Consider the following 17,242-nt stretch of genomic DNA (forward strand, 5'->3'; position numbering starts at 1 on the left):
CCGATACATTCCACCCGGAACGCTGTTTCAACCCGGTGACCAATTAGGGTCCGGGTCTTTTTCCATGTCCGCTCAGGATGAGCGGGGTGGGAAGGGGCCAAGTCCCGCAACCCGCACGAAGGATATCAATGCCTACGATCAACCAGCTGGTCCGCAAGGGCCGCCATCCCATCGTCAAGAAGTCGAAGTCGGCGGCGATGGATTCGAACCCGCAGAAGCGCGGCGTTTGCACCCGCGTTTACACCACCACTCCGAAGAAGCCGAACTCGGCTCTGCGCAAGGTGGCCAAGATCCGTCTCACCAACAAGCGCGAGATCATCGCCTACATTCCGGGCGAAGGCCACAACCTGCAGGAGCACTCGGTGGTGCTGATCCGCGGCGGCCGTGTGCGCGACCTTCCCGGTGTGCGCTACCACGTGCTGCGCGGCGTTCTCGATACGCAGGGCGTGAAGGACCGCAAGCAGAGCCGTTCGAAGTACGGCGCCAAGCGGCCCAAGTAACAGGTTCAGTCGCGGCGGCGGGCCGCTCCCCCTCCCGGCTACCCTACGCGGGTATGCTCTGGGTGGCCGGGAGGGGGAGTGGGCCGGCGCCGCAGGACGCTCACGGATGTGAGCGGCCACTCCGAAGGAGTTAGGAAATATGTCACGTCGTCGTCGTCCCGAGAAGCGGGAAATCCTGCCTGATCCGAAGTTCGGTGATCAGGTTCTGTCGAAGTTCATGAACAACCTCATGCTTGACGGCAAGAAGGCCGTTGCCGAAGGCATCGTCTACTCCGCGCTCGACACCGTCGAGGCCCGCGCCAAGAGCGATCCGGTGCAGCTGTTCCACGATGCGCTCGAGAACGTGAAGCCGCAGGTCGAGGTGCGTTCGCGCCGCGTCGGTGGTGCTACCTATCAGGTGCCGGTCGAGGTTCGCCCCGAGCGTGCCCAGGCGCTTGCGATCCGCTGGCTGATCTCGGCCGCGCGCGGTCGTGCCGAAACCACGATGTCGGCCCGCCTCTCGGGCGAGCTGATGGACGCCGCCAACAACCGCGGTAACGCGGTCAAGAAGCGCGAAGACACGCACCGTATGGCCGATGCCAACCGTGCCTTCTCGCACTATCGCTGGTAAGATGCTGATCCGGCTCGCCGTCACCTGTGTGGGGATGGCGGGCCGTCAGGTCTTCAAGCTGACACATTAATAGCCATATGGGGCGCGCTTCGGACGTCTGAAGTCCCCCAACGCTCAAGGAATTTTCTATGGCCCGCGAATATCCGCTGGAACGCTATCGCAACATCGGGATCATGGCGCACATCGACGCCGGGAAGACCACGACGACCGAGCGGATCCTGTACTACACCGGCAAGTCCTACAAGATCGGCGAAACCCACGAGGGTACCGCCACCATGGACTGGATGGAGCAGGAGCAGGAACGCGGGATCACGATCACCTCGGCTGCCACCACCACCTTCTGGTCGGCGGAAGACGGCAAGGGCCCGAAGCACCGCATCAACATCATCGACACCCCCGGCCACGTCGACTTCACGATTGAAGTCGAGCGTTCGCTGCGCGTCCTCGACGGCGCGGTTGCAGTATTCGACGGCGTTGCCGGCGTTGAACCGCAGTCGGAAACCGTTTGGCGTCAGGCTGACAAGTATCGCGTGCCGCGGATGTGCTTCGTGAATAAGTTGGATCGCACCGGCGCTGACTTTTACTATTGCGTAAAGAGTATTGTTGAGCGCCTCGGTGCCACTCCGCTGGTTCTTTACTTGCCGATCGGCGCTGAGAGCGATCTGAAGGGCGTTGTCGATCTCGTCAACAACCGCGGTATTATCTGGGAAGACGATGGTCTTGGTGCCAGCTTCAACTATGTCGATATTCCGGCGGACCTGGCTGACAAGGCTGCTGAATACCGCGAGAAGCTGATCGAGACTGCTGTTGAGCAGGACGACGAGGTGATGGAAGCCTACCTCGAAGGCAACGAGCCCGACGCCGCGACCCTCAAGCGCCTCATCCGCAAGGGCACCATGGACCAGGCCTTCGTGCCCGTGCTGTGTGGTTCGGCGTTCAAGAACAAGGGCGTTCAGCCGCTGCTCGACGCCGTCGTGGACTACATGCCGTCGCCGCTCGACGTGCCCGCCATTAAGGGCGTCCTGCTCGATGGCGAGACCGAGGACAGCCGTCCGTCGTCGGACGATGCGCCGTTCGCCGCGCTGGCCTTCAAGATCATGAACGATCCGTTCGTCGGTTCGCTCACCTTCACCCGCATCTACTCGGGTCACCTGTCCAAGGGTTCGGTCCTGAACTCGGTGAAGGACAAGAAGGAAAAGATCGGCCGCATGCTGCTGATGCACTCCAACAACCGCGAGGACATCGAAGAAGCATTCGCCGGCGACATCGTCGCCATCGCGGGCCTCAAGGAGACCACCACGGGCGACACCCTGTGCGATCCGGCCAAGCCGATCATTCTCGAGCGGATGGAATTCCCCGAGCCGGTGATCGAGCTGTCGGTGGAGCCGAAGACCAAGGCCGACCAGGAAAAGATGGGCGTCGCGCTCAATCGTCTGGCCGCCGAGGATCCCTCGTTCCGCGTCAGCACCGACCACGAATCGGGCCAGACCATCATCAAGGGCATGGGCGAGCTTCACCTCGACATTCTCGTCGATCGCATGAAGCGCGAGTTCAAGGTCGAAGCCAACGTCGGTGCGCCGCAGGTGGCCTACCGCGAGTCGCTGGCTCGCAAGGTCGACGTGGACTACACCCACAAGAAGCAGTCGGGCGGTTCGGGCCAGTTCGGCCGTGCCAAGGTGACGGTCGAGCCGGGTGAACGCGGCCAGGGCGTGATCTTCAACGACGAGGTCAAGGGCGGTAACATTCCGAAGGAATATATCCCCGCGATCGAAAAGGGCATGCGCGAGCAGGCTGACAGCGGTCATCTGATCGGCTTCCCGATCATCGACTTCACGATCACCCTGACCGACGGCGCCTACCACGACGTCGACTCGAGCGCGATCGCGTTCGAAATCTGCGGCCGTGGCGCCATGCGCGAAGTCGCCGAGAAGGCCGGCATCAAGCTGCTCGAGCCGATCATGAAGGTGGAAGTCGTCACCCCTGATGACTATCTCGGCGACGTGATCGGCGATCTGAACTCGCGTCGCGGGCAGATCCAGGGCACCGACAGCCGCGGCAACGCGCAGTCGGTCGAGGCTCACGTGCCGCTCGCGAACATGTTCGGCTACGTCAATGAACTGCGCTCGTTCACCCAGGGCCGTGCTCAGTACTCGATGCAGTTCTCGCACTACGACGAGGTCCCGGCGAACGTCGCGGCCGAAGTCAAGGAGAAGCTTGCCTAAGGCAGGTTCAACGTCTAGTGGCGGGCGCCTGATTCAGCAGGTGCCCGCCTGATCTTGAAGCAAATCAGATTCGAACAAGAAGGTTATTGGAAAAATGGCAAAGGCAAAATTCGAGCGGAACAAGCCGCACTGCAACATCGGCACCATCGGTCACGTCGACCATGGCAAGACCACGCTGACCGCTGCAATCACCAAGGTGCAGGGCGCAGCTGTTGATTTCGCCAACATCGACAAGGCTCCCGAAGAGCGCGAGCGCGGCATCACCATCTCGACCGCCCACGTGGAATACGAGACCGACGCCCGTCACTACGCGCACGTCGACTGCCCGGGCCACGCTGACTACGTGAAGAACATGATCACCGGTGCCGCCCAGATGGACGGCGCGATCCTGGTGGTGAACGCTGCTGACGGCCCGATGCCGCAGACCCGTGAGCACATCCTGCTCGCCCGTCAGGTCGGTGTGCCGCAGCTGGTTGTGTACCTGAACAAGGTCGATCAGGTCGACGACGAGGAAATCCTCGAGCTGGTCGAAATGGAAGTGCGCGAGCTGCTTTCGTCGTACGACTTCGACGGCGACAACATTCCGATCATCAAGGGTTCGGCTCTGGCCGCTCTCGAGGGTCGCGATCCGGAAATCGGCGAGAACTCGATCAAGGCTCTGATGGACGCTGTCGACAGCTACATTCCGCAGCCCGAGCGTCCGGTGGACAAGAACTTCCTGATGCCGATCGAAGACGTGTTCTCGATCTCGGGTCGCGGCACCGTGGTGACCGGTCGTGTTGAATCGGGCATCGTGAACGTCGGCGACGAAGTCGAAATCGTTGGCATCCGCGACACCCAGAAGACCACCGTGACCGGCGTGGAAATGTTCCGCAAGCTGCTCGACCGTGGTGAAGCCGGCGACAACATCGGCGCCCTGATCCGCGGCATCGGCCGTGACGACGTGGAGCGTGGCCAGGTTCTGGCCAAGCCCGGCTCGGTCACTCCGCACACCGACTTCGAAGCCGAGGTCTATGTGCTGTCGAAGGACGAAGGCGGCCGTCACACCCCGTTCTTCGCCAATTACCGTCCGCAGTTCTACTTCCGCACCACCGACGTGACCGGTGAAGTGGTTCTGCCGGAAGGCACCGAGATGGTCATGCCCGGCGACAACGTGTCGATCGGCGTGAAGCTGATCGCCCCGATCGCCATGGACGAAGGTCTGCGCTTCGCTATCCGCGAAGGCGGCCGCACCGTCGGCTCGGGCGTGGTCGCGAAGATCACCAAGTAAGCCTGCTGCGCCCTTCGGGGCGCCAGGTTAAAGAGCGGCCCGGTTCACGTCTGTGAGCCGGGCCTCTTTTTATGTGAGCTGAATTTTCCTCGTCCTGTCGCAAAAGTGAAAGGGAAGGGGGCGATTGCCCGATTTTCGGGTTGTCAGTGCGGGGTAAGCCCCGTATAGGCGCGGCCACAGAGAGAGATTCGTCTCCCTCGCAACGAATTAATGCAGAGGCCGCCCTGTCCGGTTTGACCGGAAAGCGGGGTGGGCTTTTGTTTTTGGTGGGAAGTATCCCCTTCGCAAGATCGGGCGCTTCCTTGGCTCTTTCGCATCGGTAGTTGGAATTATGGACGCTCAGAACATCCGCATTCGTCTCAAGGCCTTTGATCACCGTGTGCTTGATCAGGCGACTGGCGAAATCGCTGATACCGCACGCCGCACCGGCGCGCTGATCCGGGGTCCGATTCCTCTCCCGACGCGCATCGAGAAGTTCACCGTGAACCGCGGTCCGCACATCGACAAGAAGTCGCGCGAGCAGTTCGAGGTGCGCACCTACAAGCGTCTGCTCGACATCGTGCAGCCGAACGCCCAGACGGTCGACGCGCTGATGAAGCTGGACCTCGCCGCTGGCGTGAACGTTGAGATCAAGCTGGCCTAAGCCAGTAACGCACCCGGCCGCTGGCCGGGTGCTCCGGTTCCGGCAAGGGACCGTGAAGACAGAGCCCGGCAAAACGCCGCCGGGACACAAGGGATACCGCCGGAGGGGTTTACTTCCGGGCTAGCGTCCCCCGTCTTAGTCCTTCCTTTCGGGGGAGGGCGCTTCAGCCCGGACGGGGCTCGCTTCTTACAACAGGGCTGGGCACGCACCTGGGGATGGTCCCCTTGTGCCTCTGTAAGGAGTTAGGATCATGCGCACTGGCGTGATCGCGAAGAAAGTCGGGATGACCCGCCTCTTCCAGGAGGACGGTCGGCACGTGCCGGTCACCGTTCTCTCGCTGGAAGAGTGTCAGGTGACCGCCCACCGCACAGCCGATCGCGACGGCTATTTCTCTGTTCAGGTCGGCTCGGGTCAGGCCAAGCAGAAGAACGTCAACAAACCGCAGCGCGAAGCTTTTGCGAAGGCCGAAGTCGGTCTGAAGCAGAAGGTCGCCGAGTTCCGCGTCGAGAATGAAGAGGGCCTGCTTCCGGTTGGCTCGCTTATCTCCGCTGAACATTTCGTCATCGGCCAGATGGTCGACGTCACCGGCCACACCGTTGGTAAGGGCTTTGCCGGCGCCATGAAGCGCTGGGGCTTCGGTGGTCTGCGCGCCACCCACGGCGTGTCGATCTCGCACCGTTCGCACGGTTCGACCGGTAACCGCCAGGATCCCGGCAAGGTGTTCAAGGGCAAGAAGATGGCCGGCCACATGGGCGACCGTCAGCGCACCCAGCAGAACCTTGAAGTGGTTCGCACCGACGCCGAGCGTGGCCTGATCTTCGTGAAGGGCTCGGTGCCCGGTTCGAAGAATTCGTGGCTGATGGTCAAGGATGCCGTGAAGGTTGCAGCGCCCGAGGGCCTGCCGTTCCCCGGCGCCGTGATCGACCGTTCGGCTCCCAAGGATGTCGCGCAGCCCGAGGCTGAGGTCGAAGTCACCACCACCGCCGAAGCACCCGCTTCGGACGAGAACAAGGAGGGCTGATCCGTGAAGGTGAAGGTCCAGAAAATTGACGGCGCAGCAGCCGGCGACGTGGAGCTGAACGAGGCCGTTTTCGGCGTCGCCCCGCGTGCCGACATCCTGCACCGGGTTGTCACCTGGCAGCTTGAGAACCGCCGCGGCACCGCCCGCCCGACGCGTGAGCGTTCGGACGTGGCCCGCACCGGCAAGAAGTGGGGCCGTCAGAAGGGTGGTGGTACCGCTCGTCACGGCGACCGTGCAGCTCCGATCTTCATCGGCGGCGGCAAGGCCCACGGTGCCCGCAAGCGCGAGTTCGAGCAGTCGCTCAACAAGAAGATCCGTGCGCTCGGCCTGAAGATGGCGCTTTCGAGCAAGGCAGCCGGCGGCCTCGTGGTCGTCGACAGCCTTGAGCTGAAGGACGCCAAGACCAAGGCTCTCGCCGGCATCTTCGGCAAGAATGGCTGGAACGGCAAGGTGCTCGTGATCGACGGTGAAGCCGTCAACGAGGGCTTCCGCAAGGCTGCCGGCAACCTGCCGGGCGTGGACGTGCTCCCGGCTGCGGGCGCCAATGTCTACGACATTCTCAACCACGACACACTTGTCCTGACCAAGGATGCGGTCGCCAAGCTGGAGGCGCGTTTCAATGGCTAAGTCGCAGATCGACGCGCGTCATTACGACGTTATCCTGTCGCCGCACATCACCGAGAAGGCCACGCTTCTCTCGGAGAACAACGCGGTTGTGTTCAAGGTCGCCGGCACCGCCACCAAGCCGCAGATCAAGGAGGCCATCGAGGCTCTCTTCGATCGCAAGGTGAAGGCGGTCAACACGATCGTGAGCAAGGGCAAGACGAAGCGGTGGAAGGGCAAGCCCTATACCCGCACCGACTTCAAGAAGGCGATCGTGACTCTCGCTGAGGGTCAGGACCCGATCGACATCACCGAAGGTGTGAGCTGATCCCATGGCACTGAAGAACTATAACCCGACTAGCCCGGCCCGCCGCGCGCTTGTCCTCGTCGACAAGACCGGCCTGCACAAGGGCAAGCCCGTCAAGGCGCTGACCGAAGGTAAGCGCAAGACCGGTGGCCGCAACAACAAGGGCCATGTGACCAGCCGCGGCATCGCCGGTGGTCACAAGCAGAAGTATCGCTTCATCGACTTCAAGCGTCGCAAGTGGGGCGTTGAGGGCACCGTGGAACGGCTCGAATACGATCCGAACCGTACCGCTTTCATCGCGCTCATCACCTACGCTGATGGCGAGCAGGCCTACATCATCGCGCCGAACCGCGTCGCTCCCGGCGACAAGATCATCGCCGATGAGAAGACCGACACCAAGCCGGGCAACGCCATGTTGCTGGGTCAGATGCCGGTCGGCACGATCTGCCACAACGTCGAGATGAAGCCGGGCAAGGGCGGTCAGATCGCCCGTTCGGCCGGCACCTATGTGCAGCTCGTCGGTCGCGACCGCGGCATGGTCATCGTGCGTCTGAACTCGGGCGAGCAGCGTTACCTGCGCGCCGATTGCATGGGCACGGTCGGTTCGGTGTCGAACCCCGACAACCAGAACCAGAACCTCGGCAAGGCCGGGCGTGTCCGTCACATGGGCCGTCGTCCGCTGACCCGTGGTGTCGCCAAGAACCCGGTCGATCACCCGCACGGTGGTGGTGAAGGTCGGACCTCGGGCGGTCGTCACCCGGTTACGCCGTGGGGCAAGCCGACCAAGGGCGCGCGTACCCGCAACAACAAGCAGACGGACAAGATGATCATCCGTTCGCGTCACGCCAAGAAGAAGAGGTAAGCGAAGATGGCACGTTCCGTCTGGAAGGGTCCGTTCGTCGACCTTCACCTGCTGAAAAAGGCGCAGGAAGCTCAGGAAGCCAGCAACACCAAGCCGATCAAGACCTGGTCGCGTCGGTCCACTGTGCTCCCCGATTTCGTCGGCCTGACGTTCAACGTCTACAATGGCCACAAGTTCATCCCGGTGTCCGTTTCGGAAGAAATGGTCGGGCACAAGCTCGGCGAGTTCGCTCCTACGCGCACTTTCCCGGGCCACGCTGCCGACAAGAAGGGTAAGCGTTGATGAGCAAGCAGAAAGCCCCGCGCCGCGTTGCCGACAATGAGGCTCTGGCAGTCGGCACCACGATCCGTGGTTCGGCCCAGAAGCTGAACCTCGTTGCCGCGCTGATCCGTGGCCGCAAGGTCGAGGATGCGATGAACATCCTCACCTTCTCGAAGCGTGCCATGGCCCGCGACGCGCAGAAGGTGCTGGCCTCGGCCATCGCCAATGCCGAGAACAACCACGATCTCGACGTCGACTCGCTGGTCGTCGCCGAGGCGAGCGTTGGCAAGTCGGTCACCATGAAGCGCTTTGCGACCCGTGGCCGCGGCAAGTCGACCCGGATCCTCAAGCCGTTCAGCCGGCTGCGGATCGTCGTGCGCGAACAAGAGGAGGCCTGATCATGGGTCATAAGAGCAATCCGATCGGCCTGCGTCTGCAGATCAACCGTACCTGGGACAGCCGCTGGTACGCCGAGGGCGGCGACTATGCGCGTCTGCTCAAGGAAGACATCGAGATCCGCAAGTACGTGATGGAAAAGCTGCCCCAGGCCGCGATTTCCAAGGTCGTGATCGAGCGTCCGGCCAAGATGTGCCGCGTGTCGATCTATGCCGCACGTCCCGGCGTGATCATCGGCAAGAAGGGCGCAGACATTGAGAAGCTGCGCGGCGAACTGGCCAAGATGACTGCCAGCGATGTGAAGCTGAACATCGTCGAGATCCGCAAGCCGGAAGTCGATGCCAAGCTCGTCGCTCAGGGCATCGCCGATCAGCTGATCCGCCGTGTCGCGTTCCGTCGTGCGATGAAGCGTGCGATGCAGTCGGCCATGCGTCTGGGTGCCGAAGGCATCAAGATCATGTGCTCGGGCCGTCTCGGCGGCGCCGAAATCGCCCGCGTCGAACAGTATCGCGAAGGCCGCGTTCCGCTGCACACGCTGCGTGCCAACATCGACTATGCCGAAGCCGAGGCGCTGACCGCCTATGGCATCATCGGCATCAAGGTGTGGGTCTTCAAGGGTGAGATCATGGGTCATGATCCGACCTCGACCGACCGCCTGATGATGGAATCGCAGACGTCCGGCGTCCGCCCGGCTCGCTGAGGTAGAAGATCATGCTGCAACCGAAAAAAACCAAGTTCCGCAAGGCCTTCAAGGGCCGCATCCATGGCCTGGCCAAGGGTGGTTCGGCGCTGAACTTCGGCTCCTATGGCCTCAAGGCGATGGAACCGGAACGTATCACCGCGCGTCAGATCGAAGCTGCGCGTCGTGCGATCACCCGCCACATTCGCCGTCAGGGCCGTCTGTGGATCCGCGTGTTCCCCGATGTGCCGGTGTCGAAGAAGCCTGCCGAAGTCCGTCAGGGTAAGGGCAAGGGCTCGATCGAATACTGGGCCGCTCGCGTGAAGCCGGGCCGCATCCTGTTCGAACTCGATGGCGTTCCCGGCCCGCTGGCTGCTGAAGCTTTCGAACGTGCCGCTATGAAGCTGCCGATCAAGACCAAGGTCGTTGCCCGTCTCGGCGACACCTCGCACCTGGGAGGCGAATAATGGCCAAGATGGAAGATCTTCGCACCAAGACCGACGATCAGCTTGGTGAACAGCTGACCTCGCTGAAGCGCGAGCAGCTTAACCTGCGGTTCCAGGCCGCGACCAACCAGCTCGAGCGTTCGGCTCGGGTCAAGGAAGTTCGCCGCGAAATCGCTCAGATCAAGACCCTGCAGACCGAGCGCGCCAAGAGCGCGACGGCGCAGGGCTGAGGAGACAGACTATGCCCAAGCGTATTCTGATCGGGACCGTCAGCTCCGACAAGACCGACAAGACCGTGACCGTGCTGGTCGAACGCCGCGTGAAGCATCCGCTTTACGGCAAGATCATCAAGCGGTCGAAGAAGTACCACGCTCACGACGAAGCCAACGAGTACAAGGTTGGCGACAAGGTCCGCATCGAGGAGACCAAGCCGATCTCCAAGACCAAGACCTGGACCGTGAAAGATCGCATCGTCGCATCAAAGGGTGTTGCGATCGAGGCCGATCTCGATGTAGAGGCCGCCGGCAACTAAGCCGACAAGCCGATTTAGTTTCCCTTCCTCGCAAGCCTGCGGGGAAGGGTCAGGCGTTTAGGAACTGCCGGGCCCCAGTCGTATTGGGTGTCTCGGCAAGCCAATGAGAAGGAACCGGATCAATGATCCAGATGCAGTCCAATCTCGACGTCGCGGACAACTCCGGCGCCAAGCGCGTCCAGTGCATCAAGGTGCTGGGTGGCTCGAAGCGTCGTACCGCGAGCGTCGGTGACGTGATCGTCGTTTCCGTCAAGGAAGCGCAGCCGCGTGCCCGCGTCAAAAAGGGTGACGTTCACCGTGCGGTGATCGTGCGCACCAAGAAGGATGTCCGCCGTGTCGACGGCACCGTCATCCGCTTCGACAGCAATGCTGCGGTGCTCGTGAACAAGAACGAGGAGCCGATCGGCACCCGTATCTTTGGCCCGGTGGTGCGCGAACTGCGCGGCAAGGGCTTCATGAAGATCATCTCGCTCGCTCCGGAGGTGCTGTAATGGCTGCCGCAAAGATCAAGAAGGGCGACAAGGTCGTCGTGCTCGCGGGCAAGGACAAGGGTCAGACCGGTACGGTCGCCAAGGTCATTCCCGCTGAAGGCAAGGTCGTGGTCGAGGGCGTCAACGTGATGACCCGTCACCGCAAGCCGAGCCAGGCCAATCCGCAGGGCGGCATCGACCGTGTTGCCGCACCGATGGCGATCTCGAATGTCGCCGTTGCCGATCCCAAGGATGGCAAGCCCACCCGCGTCCGTTTCGAAACGAAGGACGGCAAGAAGGTGCGCGTCGCCGTCAAGTCCGGGGAGACGATCGATGGGTGATTACACGCCGCGTCTGAAGACCAAGTACAACGAGGAAATCGCCAAGGCGATGACCGCGAAGTTCGGTTACAAGAACCACATGGAAGTCCCCAAGCTGGAAAAGATCACGCTCAACATGGGCGTGGGCGAAGCCAGTCAGGACAAGAAGAAGGTTCAGGTTGCCGCTGAGGAAATGGAACTGATCGCCGGCCAGAAGCCCGTGATCACCAAGGCCAAGAAGTCGATCGCCCAGTTCAAGCTGCGCGACGGCATGCCGATCGGCTGCAAGGTCAACCTGCGCCGTGACCGGATGTACGAATTCCTCGATCGTCTGGTGACGATTGCGATGCCGCGCATCCGAGATTTCCGTGGCCTCAACCCGAAGTCGTTCGATGGCAATGGCAACTATGCCATGGGCATCAAGGAGCAGATCATCTTCCCCGAGATCAGCTACGACAAGATCGACAAGGTGCGTGGCATGGACATCATCGTCACCACCACCGCCAAGACCGACGAGGAAGCGCGCGAGCTGCTGCGCCTGTTCGGTTTCCCGTTCCCGGCCGAGCAGTCGGCTGACGAAGAAAAGGCGGCGGCGTAAGCCGCTGCCCCATTGCTGAGAAAAGAGAGAGCTTAAGTCCAATGGCGAAACTGAGTTCCATCAACAAGAACGAGAAGCGCAAGGCGCTCGTTCAGAAGTATGCCGCGAAGTATGCCGCGCTGAAGGCGATTGCCGACGATGAGTCGCTCGACGAGACCGAGCGCCTGATGGCCCGCCTCAAGATGGCCGAGCTGCCGCGCAACGCGAACCCGACCCGCGTGCGCAATCGCTGCAACACCACCGGCCGCCCGCGCGGCTACTACCGCAAGTTCGGCCTGTGCCGTATCGAGCTGCGTGATCTTGCCAACAAGGGCATGATCCCCGGCGTGACCAAGTCGAGCTGGTAAGGACCTAGAGAGATGGCATTGACCGATCCCCTGGGTGATATGCTCACCCGCATCCGCAACGGCCAGCAGGCGAAGAAGGACTCCGTCCTGTCGCCGGCGTCGAAGCTGCGTGCCAACGTGCTCGAGGTTCTCCAGCGCGAAGGCTATATCCGTGGCTACAGCGAAGATACCACCGGTGCTCACAAGGCCCTGCGTATCGAACTGAAGTATTTCGAGGGCGAACCTGCGATCAAGCACGTTGCCCGTGTCTCCAAGCCGGGCCGCCGCGTCTACTCGGGTTCGAAGGAACTTCCGAGCATCCGCAATGGCCTTGGCATCACCATCGTCTCGACGCCGCGCGGCGTGCTCTCGGATGCCGAAGCACGCGTGCAGAACGTCGGCGGCGAAGTGCTGGCGGAGGTGTTCTGATGAGCCGCATCGGCAAAAAGCCGGTAGCCATCCCGAGCGGGGTGACTGCCACGATCGAAAACGGTTCGCTGATCGTCAAGGGCCCCAAGGGCACCCTGTCGATGAGCACTTCGGACCTCATTTCGTACACCATCGAGGACGGGCAGATTTCGGTCCAGCCGGCCAACCAGACCAAGGCTGCGCGCAGCCACTGGGGCATGCAGCGTACGCTGATTTCGAACCTGGTTCAGGGCGTTACCGATGGCTTCCAGAAGGTTCTGGAAATCTCGGGGGTGGGTTATCGCGCCAACCTTCAGGGCAAGACCCTGAAGCTGCAGCTCGGTTTCTCGCATGACGTCGATCTCGCCGTGCCGGAAGGCCTTGAGGTGAAGACCCCCGATCAGACCACGGTCGAGATCTCGGGTGTCGACAAGCAGAAGGTCGGTCAGTTCGCTGCCGAAATTCGCGAATGGCGCAAGCCTGAGCCCTACAAGGGCAAGGGTGTGAAGTATCGCGGTGAGTATATCTTCCGCAAGGAAGGGAAGAAGAAGTAAGATGGCAAAGCTGTCCCTTTTCGAACGTCGTCGTCGCCGTGTCCGCACGGCCCTGCGCGCCCGCGCCGGCGGCAAGCCGCGTTTGTCCGTGCACCGCACCGGCAAGCACATCTACGCCCAGATCATCGACGATGCCGATGGTCGCACCGTGGCCGCAGCCTCCACGCTCGGTGGCAAGGTTTCGGGCGCCAATGTCGCCGCTGCTGAGCAGGTCGGCAAGGACATTGCCGCCGCCGCCAAGAAGGCCGGCGTGACCACTGTCGTGTTCGATCGCGGCGGGTTCCTGTTCCATGGCCGCGTCAAGGCGCTGGCCGATGCCGCTCGTGAAGGCGGGCTGGAGTTCTGATGATGGCTGATGAAAACAACAACGCGGAAACTCCCGTGGTAGACAACGCCGGCTCGACCCCGACGCCGACCACCGCTCCGAGCGAAGCTGGCGACAACCAGTCGGCTGCCCAGGCGAGCGACGGTAACGAGCGCGGTGCTCGTGGTGGCCGTGGCGGTCGCGGCGGTGACCGTGGCGGCAACCGTGGTGGCCGTGACGGCGGCCGCGATGGCCGTGGCCGTGGTCGCGGTCGTGACGACCGTCGCGGCGGTGACGAGGATGGTGGCGAGGAGCTGATCGAAAAGCTCGTCCACATCAACCGCGTCGCCAAGGTGGTGAAGGGCGGTAAGCGCTTCGGTTTCGCCGCGCTGGTCGTGGTGGGTGACGGCAAGGGCCGCGTGGGCTTCGGCCACGGCAAGGCTCGCGAAGTGCCGGAAGCCATCAACAAGGCGACCGCTGCCGCCAAGAAGAAGATGATTCGCGTGCCGCTGAAGGACGGTCGCACGCTGCACCACGACGGCAAGGGCCACTTCGGCGCTGGCAAGGTCAACGTGCGTTCGGCGCCTCCGGGCACCGGCATCATCGCGGGCGGTCCGATGCGCGCCGTGTTCGAAAGCCTTGGCGTGGCCGACGTGGTCACCAAGTCGATCGGCACCTCGAACCCCTACAACATGATCCGCGCCACCTTCGACGCGCTCACCAACCAGTCTTCGCCGAAGTCGGTTGCGATGCGTCGTGGCAAGAAGGTCGCCGACCTTCTTGGTCGGGGCGGTCAGGTCAGTGAAGCTGAGGCCGAGGCCGAAGCTGCTGCTATCGCGGAGTAAGTCTGATGGCGACTATCAAGATCAAGCAGATCGGTTCGCCGATCCGTCGTCCGGAAAGCCAGCGCAAGATCCTGATCGGCCTCGGGCTGAACAAGATGCACAAGGTGGTGGAACGCGAGGACACCCCCGAAGTGCGCGGTGCGATCCGCAAGCTGCCGCACATGGTGCAGATCGTCGAAGACTGACGATTTCAAGGCAGTAATTGACAAATGGTGGCCCGGGCGCGTACCGGGCCACCTTTCTTTTGGCGCGAACAAAGCGAAAGCGAGTGCAAGATATGAAACTTACCGACATCCGTGACAACGATGGTGCCCGCAAGGGCCGCATCCGCGTGGGCCGTGGCATCGGCTCGGGCAAGGGCAAGACCTCGGGCCGTGGCCAGAAGGGTCAGAAGAGCCGCTCGGGCGTGGCGATCAAGGGCTTCGAAGGCGGCCAGATGCCGCTGCACATGCGGATCCCGAAGCGCGGCTTCAACAACCCGTTCGGCAAGGACTACGCTGAGGTGAACCTCGGCCAGATCCAGGCGCTGGTCGATAACGGCAAGCTCGACGCCAAGGCGACCATCGATCACGCCACCCTGAAGGCCGCTGGCGTTGCGCGCGGTGGCAAGGACGGCGTGCGTCTGCTCGGCAAGGGCGAGATCACTGCCAAGCTGACCTTCAAGGTCGCCGGTGCCTCGAAGGGCGCGGTTGCCGCGGTCGAGAAGGTTGGTGGCTCGGTCGAAGTGATCGACCGCGGTGCTCCCGAGCACGAGAAGAAGGCTGCCCGCGCTGCCGCCAACAAGGCTGCGCGCGCACAATAACCGTATAAAGGGGCGCGCGGGTTCGACAAAGAGCCTGCGCGCCCCTATCTACCCTGCCGGGCTCGCCAGGGGGTGGGCCGCATAGTCAGGAAGTCAAAAGACAGATCCGATGGCATCACGCGCCGACAATATCGCCTCATCGCTGAGCTTCGCCAACTTCGGCAAGGCCACCGAGCTCAAGCAGCGCATCTGGTTCACCATCGGTGCGCTGATCGTGTTCCGCTTCATGAGCTTCGTGCCGCTGCCGGGTGTGAACCCGCAGATCCTCGAAACGCTCTACGATCAGACTCGCGGCGGCATCCTCGATCTGTTCAACACCTTTTCGGGCGGTTCGCTTGAGCGCATGAGCCTCATCGCGCTTGGCGTGATGCCCTACATCACGGCCTCGATCGTGGTGCAGCTGGCAGCGTCACTTCACCCGTCGCTGATGGCGCTGAAGAAGGAAGGCGAGGCCGGGCGCAAGAAGCTCAACCAGTATACCCGTTATGGCACGGTGTTCCTGTGCGCGGTGCAGGGCTGGTTCCTTGCCTCTGGTCTTGAGGCCTACGGCGCGCAGTCGGGCCTGCAGGCGGTGGTCGATCCGGGCATCACCTTCCGCATCGTGGCCGTGATCAACCTCGTTGGCGGCACCATGTTCCTGCTGTGGCTGGGTGAGCAGATCACCTCGCGCGGCATCGGCAACGGTGTTTCGCTGATCATTATGGCCGGCATCGTGGCCCAGTTCCCGACCTTCACCTCGAACCTGCTCGAAGGCGGCCGCACCGGTGCAATCAGCCCGGTGGTGATCGGGGGCTTCCTGGTCATGGTTGTGGTGCTGATTCTCGGCATCTGCTTCTTCGAGCGCGCCCAGCGCCGGTTGCTGATCCAGTATCCCAAGCGCGCGACCGAACGCGGGGGCATGCAGGCCGACCGTTCACACCTGCCGCTGAAGCTCAACACCGCCGGTGTGATCCCGCCGATTTTCGCCAGCTCGCTGCTGCTGCTGCCGCTGACGATCACCCAGTTCGCGGGCAACTCGATCGATCCGAGCAGCAAGTTCGGCGGTTTCGTGCAGAGCCTCAACCAGTATCTGGCCCACGGTCAGCCGCTCTATATGACGCTCTATGCGATCGGCATCGTGTTCTTCTGCTTCTTCTACACGGCTGTGGTGTTCAACCCCGAGGATACGGCGGAGAACCTGAAGAAGAACGGCGGCTTCATTCCCGGCATTCGCCCGGGCAAGCGCACCGCCGACTATCTCGACTATGTGCTGACCCGCATCACCGTTGTCGGTGCGATCTATCTGACCGTGGTCTGTGTCGTTCCCGAATGGGGCATCGCGCAGACGGGCATTCCGCTGTTCCTTGGCGGTACGTCGCTGCTCATTGTCGTGAACGTGACCGTGGATACGATCAGCCAGATTCAATCACACCTGCTTGCGCATCAGTATGGTGACCTTATCAAGAAAGCCAAATTGAAGGGCCGCCTGCGCTGAGTCTGCGGACTCGGGCGTGGAGTTGCTCCGGCTATAAGAGGGGGCTTTCATGAACATTATTCTTTTGGGGCCTCCGGGCGCGGGCAAGGGCACTCAGGCGGCGCGTCTGGTGGCGAAGCATGGCATGCGCCAGCTCTCCACCGGCGACATGCTGCGTGCAGCCGTGAAAGCGCAAACGCCGGTCGGGCTTGAGGCCAAGGCTGTCATGGACCGCGGCGAACTGGTGTCCGACGCCATCGTCTCGGCGCTGATCGACGAGGAACTCGCGTCGATGGACGCGCAGACCGGCGCGATCTTCGACGGCTACCCGCGCACTGCCGCGCAGGCCGAATCGCTCGATGCGCTGCTGGCCAGGCACAACCGTCAGCTGCGTCACGTGATCGAGCTTGAGGTGAACGAGGATGCGCTGGTTGAGCGCATCACCGGGCGTTTCACCTGCGCCAACTGCGGCGAGGGCTATCACGACGTGTTCAAGCAGCCTGAGGTTGCGGGCGTGTGCGACAAGTGCGGCAGCACCGAGTTCAAGCGTCGTCCCGACGACAACGAGGAAACGGTGCGCACCCGCATGACCGAGTATCGCGCCAAGACCGCGCCGATCCTGCCGATCTATGACGCGCGCGGGATCGTGACGCGGATCGACGGCATGGCCGACATCGACGTGGTCAGCGCGGCGATCGAGCAGGTTCTCGCCGGCTAGGCTGGCGATGTGCGGTCTGTTTTGACGCAGGCCCGCGCTTAGGCTATATACCGTGCGGATAGGGCGCATAGCGCCGGGCGGGCCCGGAACAT

At 62.5% G+C, this 17,242-nt stretch carries 27 protein-coding genes; all 27 read left to right on the top strand.

Going from position 1 to position 17,242, the window contains the following annotated elements:
• The first annotated feature begins 128 nt into the window (after positions 1-128).
• The gene (gene rpsL / locus D2V17_RS00190; RefSeq protein WP_119591130.1) at positions 129-500 is read left to right on the top strand and encodes a 30S ribosomal protein S12; all 372 of its coding nucleotides are present in this window, start codon (positions 129-131) and stop codon (positions 498-500) included.
• Positions 501-639: 139 nt separating this feature from the next.
• Positions 640-1,110, top strand: coding sequence for a 30S ribosomal protein S7 (gene rpsG, locus D2V17_RS00195; protein ID WP_119591131.1), 471 nt, complete (start codon positions 640-642; stop codon positions 1,108-1,110).
• 128 nt (positions 1,111-1,238) lie between these two features.
• Positions 1,239-3,332, top strand: a complete 2,094-nt coding sequence (gene fusA, locus D2V17_RS00200; protein ID WP_119591132.1) for an elongation factor G — start codon at positions 1,239-1,241, stop codon at positions 3,330-3,332.
• A gap of 94 nt (positions 3,333-3,426) precedes the next feature.
• Entirely contained in the window at positions 3,427-4,602 is a 1,176-nt protein-coding gene (gene tuf, locus D2V17_RS00205; protein ID WP_119591133.1) for an elongation factor Tu, read from the top strand.
• A gap of 331 nt (positions 4,603-4,933) precedes the next feature.
• On the top strand, positions 4,934-5,245 hold the full coding sequence (gene rpsJ / locus D2V17_RS00210; protein WP_010234663.1) for a 30S ribosomal protein S10: 312 nt from the start codon (positions 4,934-4,936) through the stop codon (positions 5,243-5,245).
• Between the two features lie 250 nt (positions 5,246-5,495).
• A complete protein-coding gene (gene rplC / locus D2V17_RS00215; RefSeq protein ID WP_119591134.1) occupies positions 5,496-6,266 on the top strand; it encodes a 50S ribosomal protein L3 in 771 nt (256 codons plus the stop codon).
• A gap of 3 nt (positions 6,267-6,269) precedes the next feature.
• Positions 6,270-6,893 carry a 50S ribosomal protein L4 gene (gene rplD, locus D2V17_RS00220; protein WP_119591135.1) on the top strand — a complete coding sequence of 208 codons (624 nt, stop codon included), beginning with the start codon at positions 6,270-6,272 and terminating at the stop codon, positions 6,891-6,893.
• Positions 6,886-7,197, top strand: a complete 312-nt coding sequence (locus tag D2V17_RS00225; RefSeq protein WP_119591136.1) for a 50S ribosomal protein L23 — start codon at positions 6,886-6,888, stop codon at positions 7,195-7,197. The genes rplD and D2V17_RS00225 overlap by 8 nt, the downstream gene beginning before the upstream one ends.
• A 4-nt stretch (positions 7,198-7,201) precedes the next feature.
• Positions 7,202-8,038, top strand: a complete 837-nt coding sequence (gene rplB, locus D2V17_RS00230) for a 50S ribosomal protein L2 (protein ID WP_119591137.1) — start codon at positions 7,202-7,204, stop codon at positions 8,036-8,038.
• A 6-nt stretch (positions 8,039-8,044) separates the two neighbouring features.
• The gene (rpsS, locus tag D2V17_RS00235; RefSeq protein WP_119591138.1) at positions 8,045-8,320 is read left to right on the top strand and encodes a 30S ribosomal protein S19; all 276 of its coding nucleotides are present in this window, start codon (positions 8,045-8,047) and stop codon (positions 8,318-8,320) included.
• Positions 8,320-8,697 (top strand): 50S ribosomal protein L22, encoded by a 378-nt coding sequence (gene rplV, locus D2V17_RS00240; RefSeq protein WP_119591139.1) that lies wholly within the window; start codon positions 8,320-8,322, stop codon positions 8,695-8,697. Before rpsS ends, rplV begins: the two co-directional genes overlap by 1 nt.
• A 2-nt stretch (positions 8,698-8,699) precedes the next feature.
• Positions 8,700-9,395 (top strand): 30S ribosomal protein S3, encoded by a 696-nt coding sequence (gene rpsC / locus D2V17_RS00245; RefSeq protein ID WP_119591140.1) that lies wholly within the window; start codon positions 8,700-8,702, stop codon positions 9,393-9,395.
• An 11-nt stretch (positions 9,396-9,406) separates the two neighbouring features.
• Positions 9,407-9,841: a 50S ribosomal protein L16 gene (gene rplP, locus D2V17_RS00250; protein ID WP_119591141.1), complete on the top strand. Its 435-nt coding sequence runs from the start codon at positions 9,407-9,409 to the stop codon at positions 9,839-9,841.
• The gene (gene rpmC / locus D2V17_RS00255) at positions 9,841-10,050 is read left to right on the top strand and encodes a 50S ribosomal protein L29 (protein ID WP_119591142.1); all 210 of its coding nucleotides are present in this window, start codon (positions 9,841-9,843) and stop codon (positions 10,048-10,050) included. The genes rplP and rpmC overlap by 1 nt, the downstream gene beginning before the upstream one ends.
• A gap of 11 nt (positions 10,051-10,061) precedes the next feature.
• Positions 10,062-10,352 (top strand): 30S ribosomal protein S17, encoded by a 291-nt coding sequence (rpsQ, locus tag D2V17_RS00260; protein ID WP_119591143.1) that lies wholly within the window; start codon positions 10,062-10,064, stop codon positions 10,350-10,352.
• A 122-nt stretch (positions 10,353-10,474) separates the two neighbouring features.
• Positions 10,475-10,843 carry a 50S ribosomal protein L14 gene (gene rplN, locus D2V17_RS00265; protein ID WP_119591144.1) on the top strand — a complete coding sequence of 123 codons (369 nt, stop codon included), beginning with the start codon at positions 10,475-10,477 and terminating at the stop codon, positions 10,841-10,843.
• The gene (gene rplX / locus D2V17_RS00270; RefSeq protein WP_119591145.1) at positions 10,843-11,163 is read left to right on the top strand and encodes a 50S ribosomal protein L24; all 321 of its coding nucleotides are present in this window, start codon (positions 10,843-10,845) and stop codon (positions 11,161-11,163) included. Before rplN ends, rplX begins: the two co-directional genes overlap by 1 nt.
• Positions 11,156-11,740, top strand: a complete 585-nt coding sequence (gene rplE / locus D2V17_RS00275) for a 50S ribosomal protein L5 (RefSeq protein ID WP_119591146.1) — start codon at positions 11,156-11,158, stop codon at positions 11,738-11,740. Before rplX ends, rplE begins: the two co-directional genes overlap by 8 nt.
• A gap of 41 nt (positions 11,741-11,781) precedes the next feature.
• Positions 11,782-12,087 (top strand): 30S ribosomal protein S14, encoded by a 306-nt coding sequence (gene rpsN, locus D2V17_RS00280; protein ID WP_119591147.1) that lies wholly within the window; start codon positions 11,782-11,784, stop codon positions 12,085-12,087.
• Positions 12,088-12,099: 12 nt separating this feature from the next.
• Positions 12,100-12,495 (top strand): 30S ribosomal protein S8, encoded by a 396-nt coding sequence (rpsH, locus tag D2V17_RS00285; RefSeq protein ID WP_119591148.1) that lies wholly within the window; start codon positions 12,100-12,102, stop codon positions 12,493-12,495.
• Positions 12,495-13,028, top strand: coding sequence for a 50S ribosomal protein L6 (gene rplF, locus D2V17_RS00290; protein WP_119591149.1), 534 nt, complete (start codon positions 12,495-12,497; stop codon positions 13,026-13,028). Before rpsH ends, rplF begins: the two co-directional genes overlap by 1 nt.
• A gap of 1 nt (position 13,029) precedes the next feature.
• Positions 13,030-13,374: a 50S ribosomal protein L18 gene (gene rplR, locus D2V17_RS00295; protein WP_119591150.1), complete on the top strand. Its 345-nt coding sequence runs from the start codon at positions 13,030-13,032 to the stop codon at positions 13,372-13,374.
• Between the two features lie 2 nt (positions 13,375-13,376).
• The gene (rpsE, locus tag D2V17_RS00300) at positions 13,377-14,177 is read left to right on the top strand and encodes a 30S ribosomal protein S5 (protein ID WP_119591151.1); all 801 of its coding nucleotides are present in this window, start codon (positions 13,377-13,379) and stop codon (positions 14,175-14,177) included.
• Positions 14,178-14,182: 5 nt separating this feature from the next.
• Entirely contained in the window at positions 14,183-14,362 is a 180-nt protein-coding gene (gene rpmD / locus D2V17_RS00305) for a 50S ribosomal protein L30 (RefSeq protein WP_119591152.1), read from the top strand.
• 92 nt (positions 14,363-14,454) lie between these two features.
• Positions 14,455-14,979: a 50S ribosomal protein L15 gene (rplO, locus tag D2V17_RS00310; protein WP_119591153.1), complete on the top strand. Its 525-nt coding sequence runs from the start codon at positions 14,455-14,457 to the stop codon at positions 14,977-14,979.
• Positions 14,980-15,088: 109 nt separating this feature from the next.
• Positions 15,089-16,453, top strand: a complete 1,365-nt coding sequence (secY, locus tag D2V17_RS00315; protein ID WP_119591154.1) for a preprotein translocase subunit SecY — start codon at positions 15,089-15,091, stop codon at positions 16,451-16,453.
• A gap of 49 nt (positions 16,454-16,502) precedes the next feature.
• A complete protein-coding gene (locus D2V17_RS00320) occupies positions 16,503-17,150 on the top strand; it encodes an adenylate kinase (protein WP_119591155.1) in 648 nt (215 codons plus the stop codon).
• Positions 17,151-17,242 lie beyond the last annotated feature (92 nt).

The organism is Aurantiacibacter xanthus, assembly GCF_003584015.1.
In the GTDB taxonomy this organism is placed as follows: domain Bacteria; phylum Pseudomonadota; class Alphaproteobacteria; order Sphingomonadales; family Sphingomonadaceae; genus Alteraurantiacibacter; species Alteraurantiacibacter xanthus.

Excerpts from the sequence above, each read along its gene's own strand:
- rpsL (WP_119591130.1), top strand. The coding sequence starts at position 129 with ATGCCTACGATCAACCAGCTGGTCCGCAAGGGCCGCCATCCCATCGTC.
- rpsG (WP_119591131.1), top strand. The coding sequence starts at position 640 with ATGTCACGTCGTCGTCGTCCCGAGAAGCGGGAAATCCTGCCTGATCCG.
- fusA (WP_119591132.1), top strand. The coding sequence starts at position 1,239 with ATGGCCCGCGAATATCCGCTGGAACGCTATCGCAACATCGGGATCATG.
- tuf (WP_119591133.1), top strand. The coding sequence starts at position 3,427 with ATGGCAAAGGCAAAATTCGAGCGGAACAAGCCGCACTGCAACATCGGC.
- rpsJ (WP_010234663.1), top strand. The coding sequence starts at position 4,934 with ATGGACGCTCAGAACATCCGCATTCGTCTCAAGGCCTTTGATCACCGT.
- rplC (WP_119591134.1), top strand. The coding sequence starts at position 5,496 with ATGCGCACTGGCGTGATCGCGAAGAAAGTCGGGATGACCCGCCTCTTC.
- D2V17_RS00225 (WP_119591136.1), top strand. The coding sequence starts at position 6,886 with ATGGCTAAGTCGCAGATCGACGCGCGTCATTACGACGTTATCCTGTCG.
- rplB (WP_119591137.1), top strand. The coding sequence starts at position 7,202 with ATGGCACTGAAGAACTATAACCCGACTAGCCCGGCCCGCCGCGCGCTT.
- rpsS (WP_119591138.1), top strand. The coding sequence starts at position 8,045 with ATGGCACGTTCCGTCTGGAAGGGTCCGTTCGTCGACCTTCACCTGCTG.
- rplV (WP_119591139.1), top strand. The coding sequence starts at position 8,320 with ATGAGCAAGCAGAAAGCCCCGCGCCGCGTTGCCGACAATGAGGCTCTG.
- rpsC (WP_119591140.1), top strand. The coding sequence starts at position 8,700 with ATGGGTCATAAGAGCAATCCGATCGGCCTGCGTCTGCAGATCAACCGT.
- rplP (WP_119591141.1), top strand. The coding sequence starts at position 9,407 with ATGCTGCAACCGAAAAAAACCAAGTTCCGCAAGGCCTTCAAGGGCCGC.
- rpmC (WP_119591142.1), top strand. The coding sequence starts at position 9,841 with ATGGCCAAGATGGAAGATCTTCGCACCAAGACCGACGATCAGCTTGGT.
- rpsQ (WP_119591143.1), top strand. The coding sequence starts at position 10,062 with ATGCCCAAGCGTATTCTGATCGGGACCGTCAGCTCCGACAAGACCGAC.
- rplN (WP_119591144.1), top strand. The coding sequence starts at position 10,475 with ATGATCCAGATGCAGTCCAATCTCGACGTCGCGGACAACTCCGGCGCC.
- rplX (WP_119591145.1), top strand. The coding sequence starts at position 10,843 with ATGGCTGCCGCAAAGATCAAGAAGGGCGACAAGGTCGTCGTGCTCGCG.
- rplE (WP_119591146.1), top strand. The coding sequence starts at position 11,156 with ATGGGTGATTACACGCCGCGTCTGAAGACCAAGTACAACGAGGAAATC.
- rpsN (WP_119591147.1), top strand. The coding sequence starts at position 11,782 with ATGGCGAAACTGAGTTCCATCAACAAGAACGAGAAGCGCAAGGCGCTC.
- rpsH (WP_119591148.1), top strand. The coding sequence starts at position 12,100 with ATGGCATTGACCGATCCCCTGGGTGATATGCTCACCCGCATCCGCAAC.
- rplF (WP_119591149.1), top strand. The coding sequence starts at position 12,495 with ATGAGCCGCATCGGCAAAAAGCCGGTAGCCATCCCGAGCGGGGTGACT.
- rplR (WP_119591150.1), top strand. The coding sequence starts at position 13,030 with ATGGCAAAGCTGTCCCTTTTCGAACGTCGTCGTCGCCGTGTCCGCACG.
- rpsE (WP_119591151.1), top strand. The coding sequence starts at position 13,377 with ATGGCTGATGAAAACAACAACGCGGAAACTCCCGTGGTAGACAACGCC.
- rpmD (WP_119591152.1), top strand. The coding sequence starts at position 14,183 with ATGGCGACTATCAAGATCAAGCAGATCGGTTCGCCGATCCGTCGTCCG.
- rplO (WP_119591153.1), top strand. The coding sequence starts at position 14,455 with ATGAAACTTACCGACATCCGTGACAACGATGGTGCCCGCAAGGGCCGC.
- secY (WP_119591154.1), top strand. The coding sequence starts at position 15,089 with ATGGCATCACGCGCCGACAATATCGCCTCATCGCTGAGCTTCGCCAAC.
- D2V17_RS00320 (WP_119591155.1), top strand. The coding sequence starts at position 16,503 with ATGAACATTATTCTTTTGGGGCCTCCGGGCGCGGGCAAGGGCACTCAG.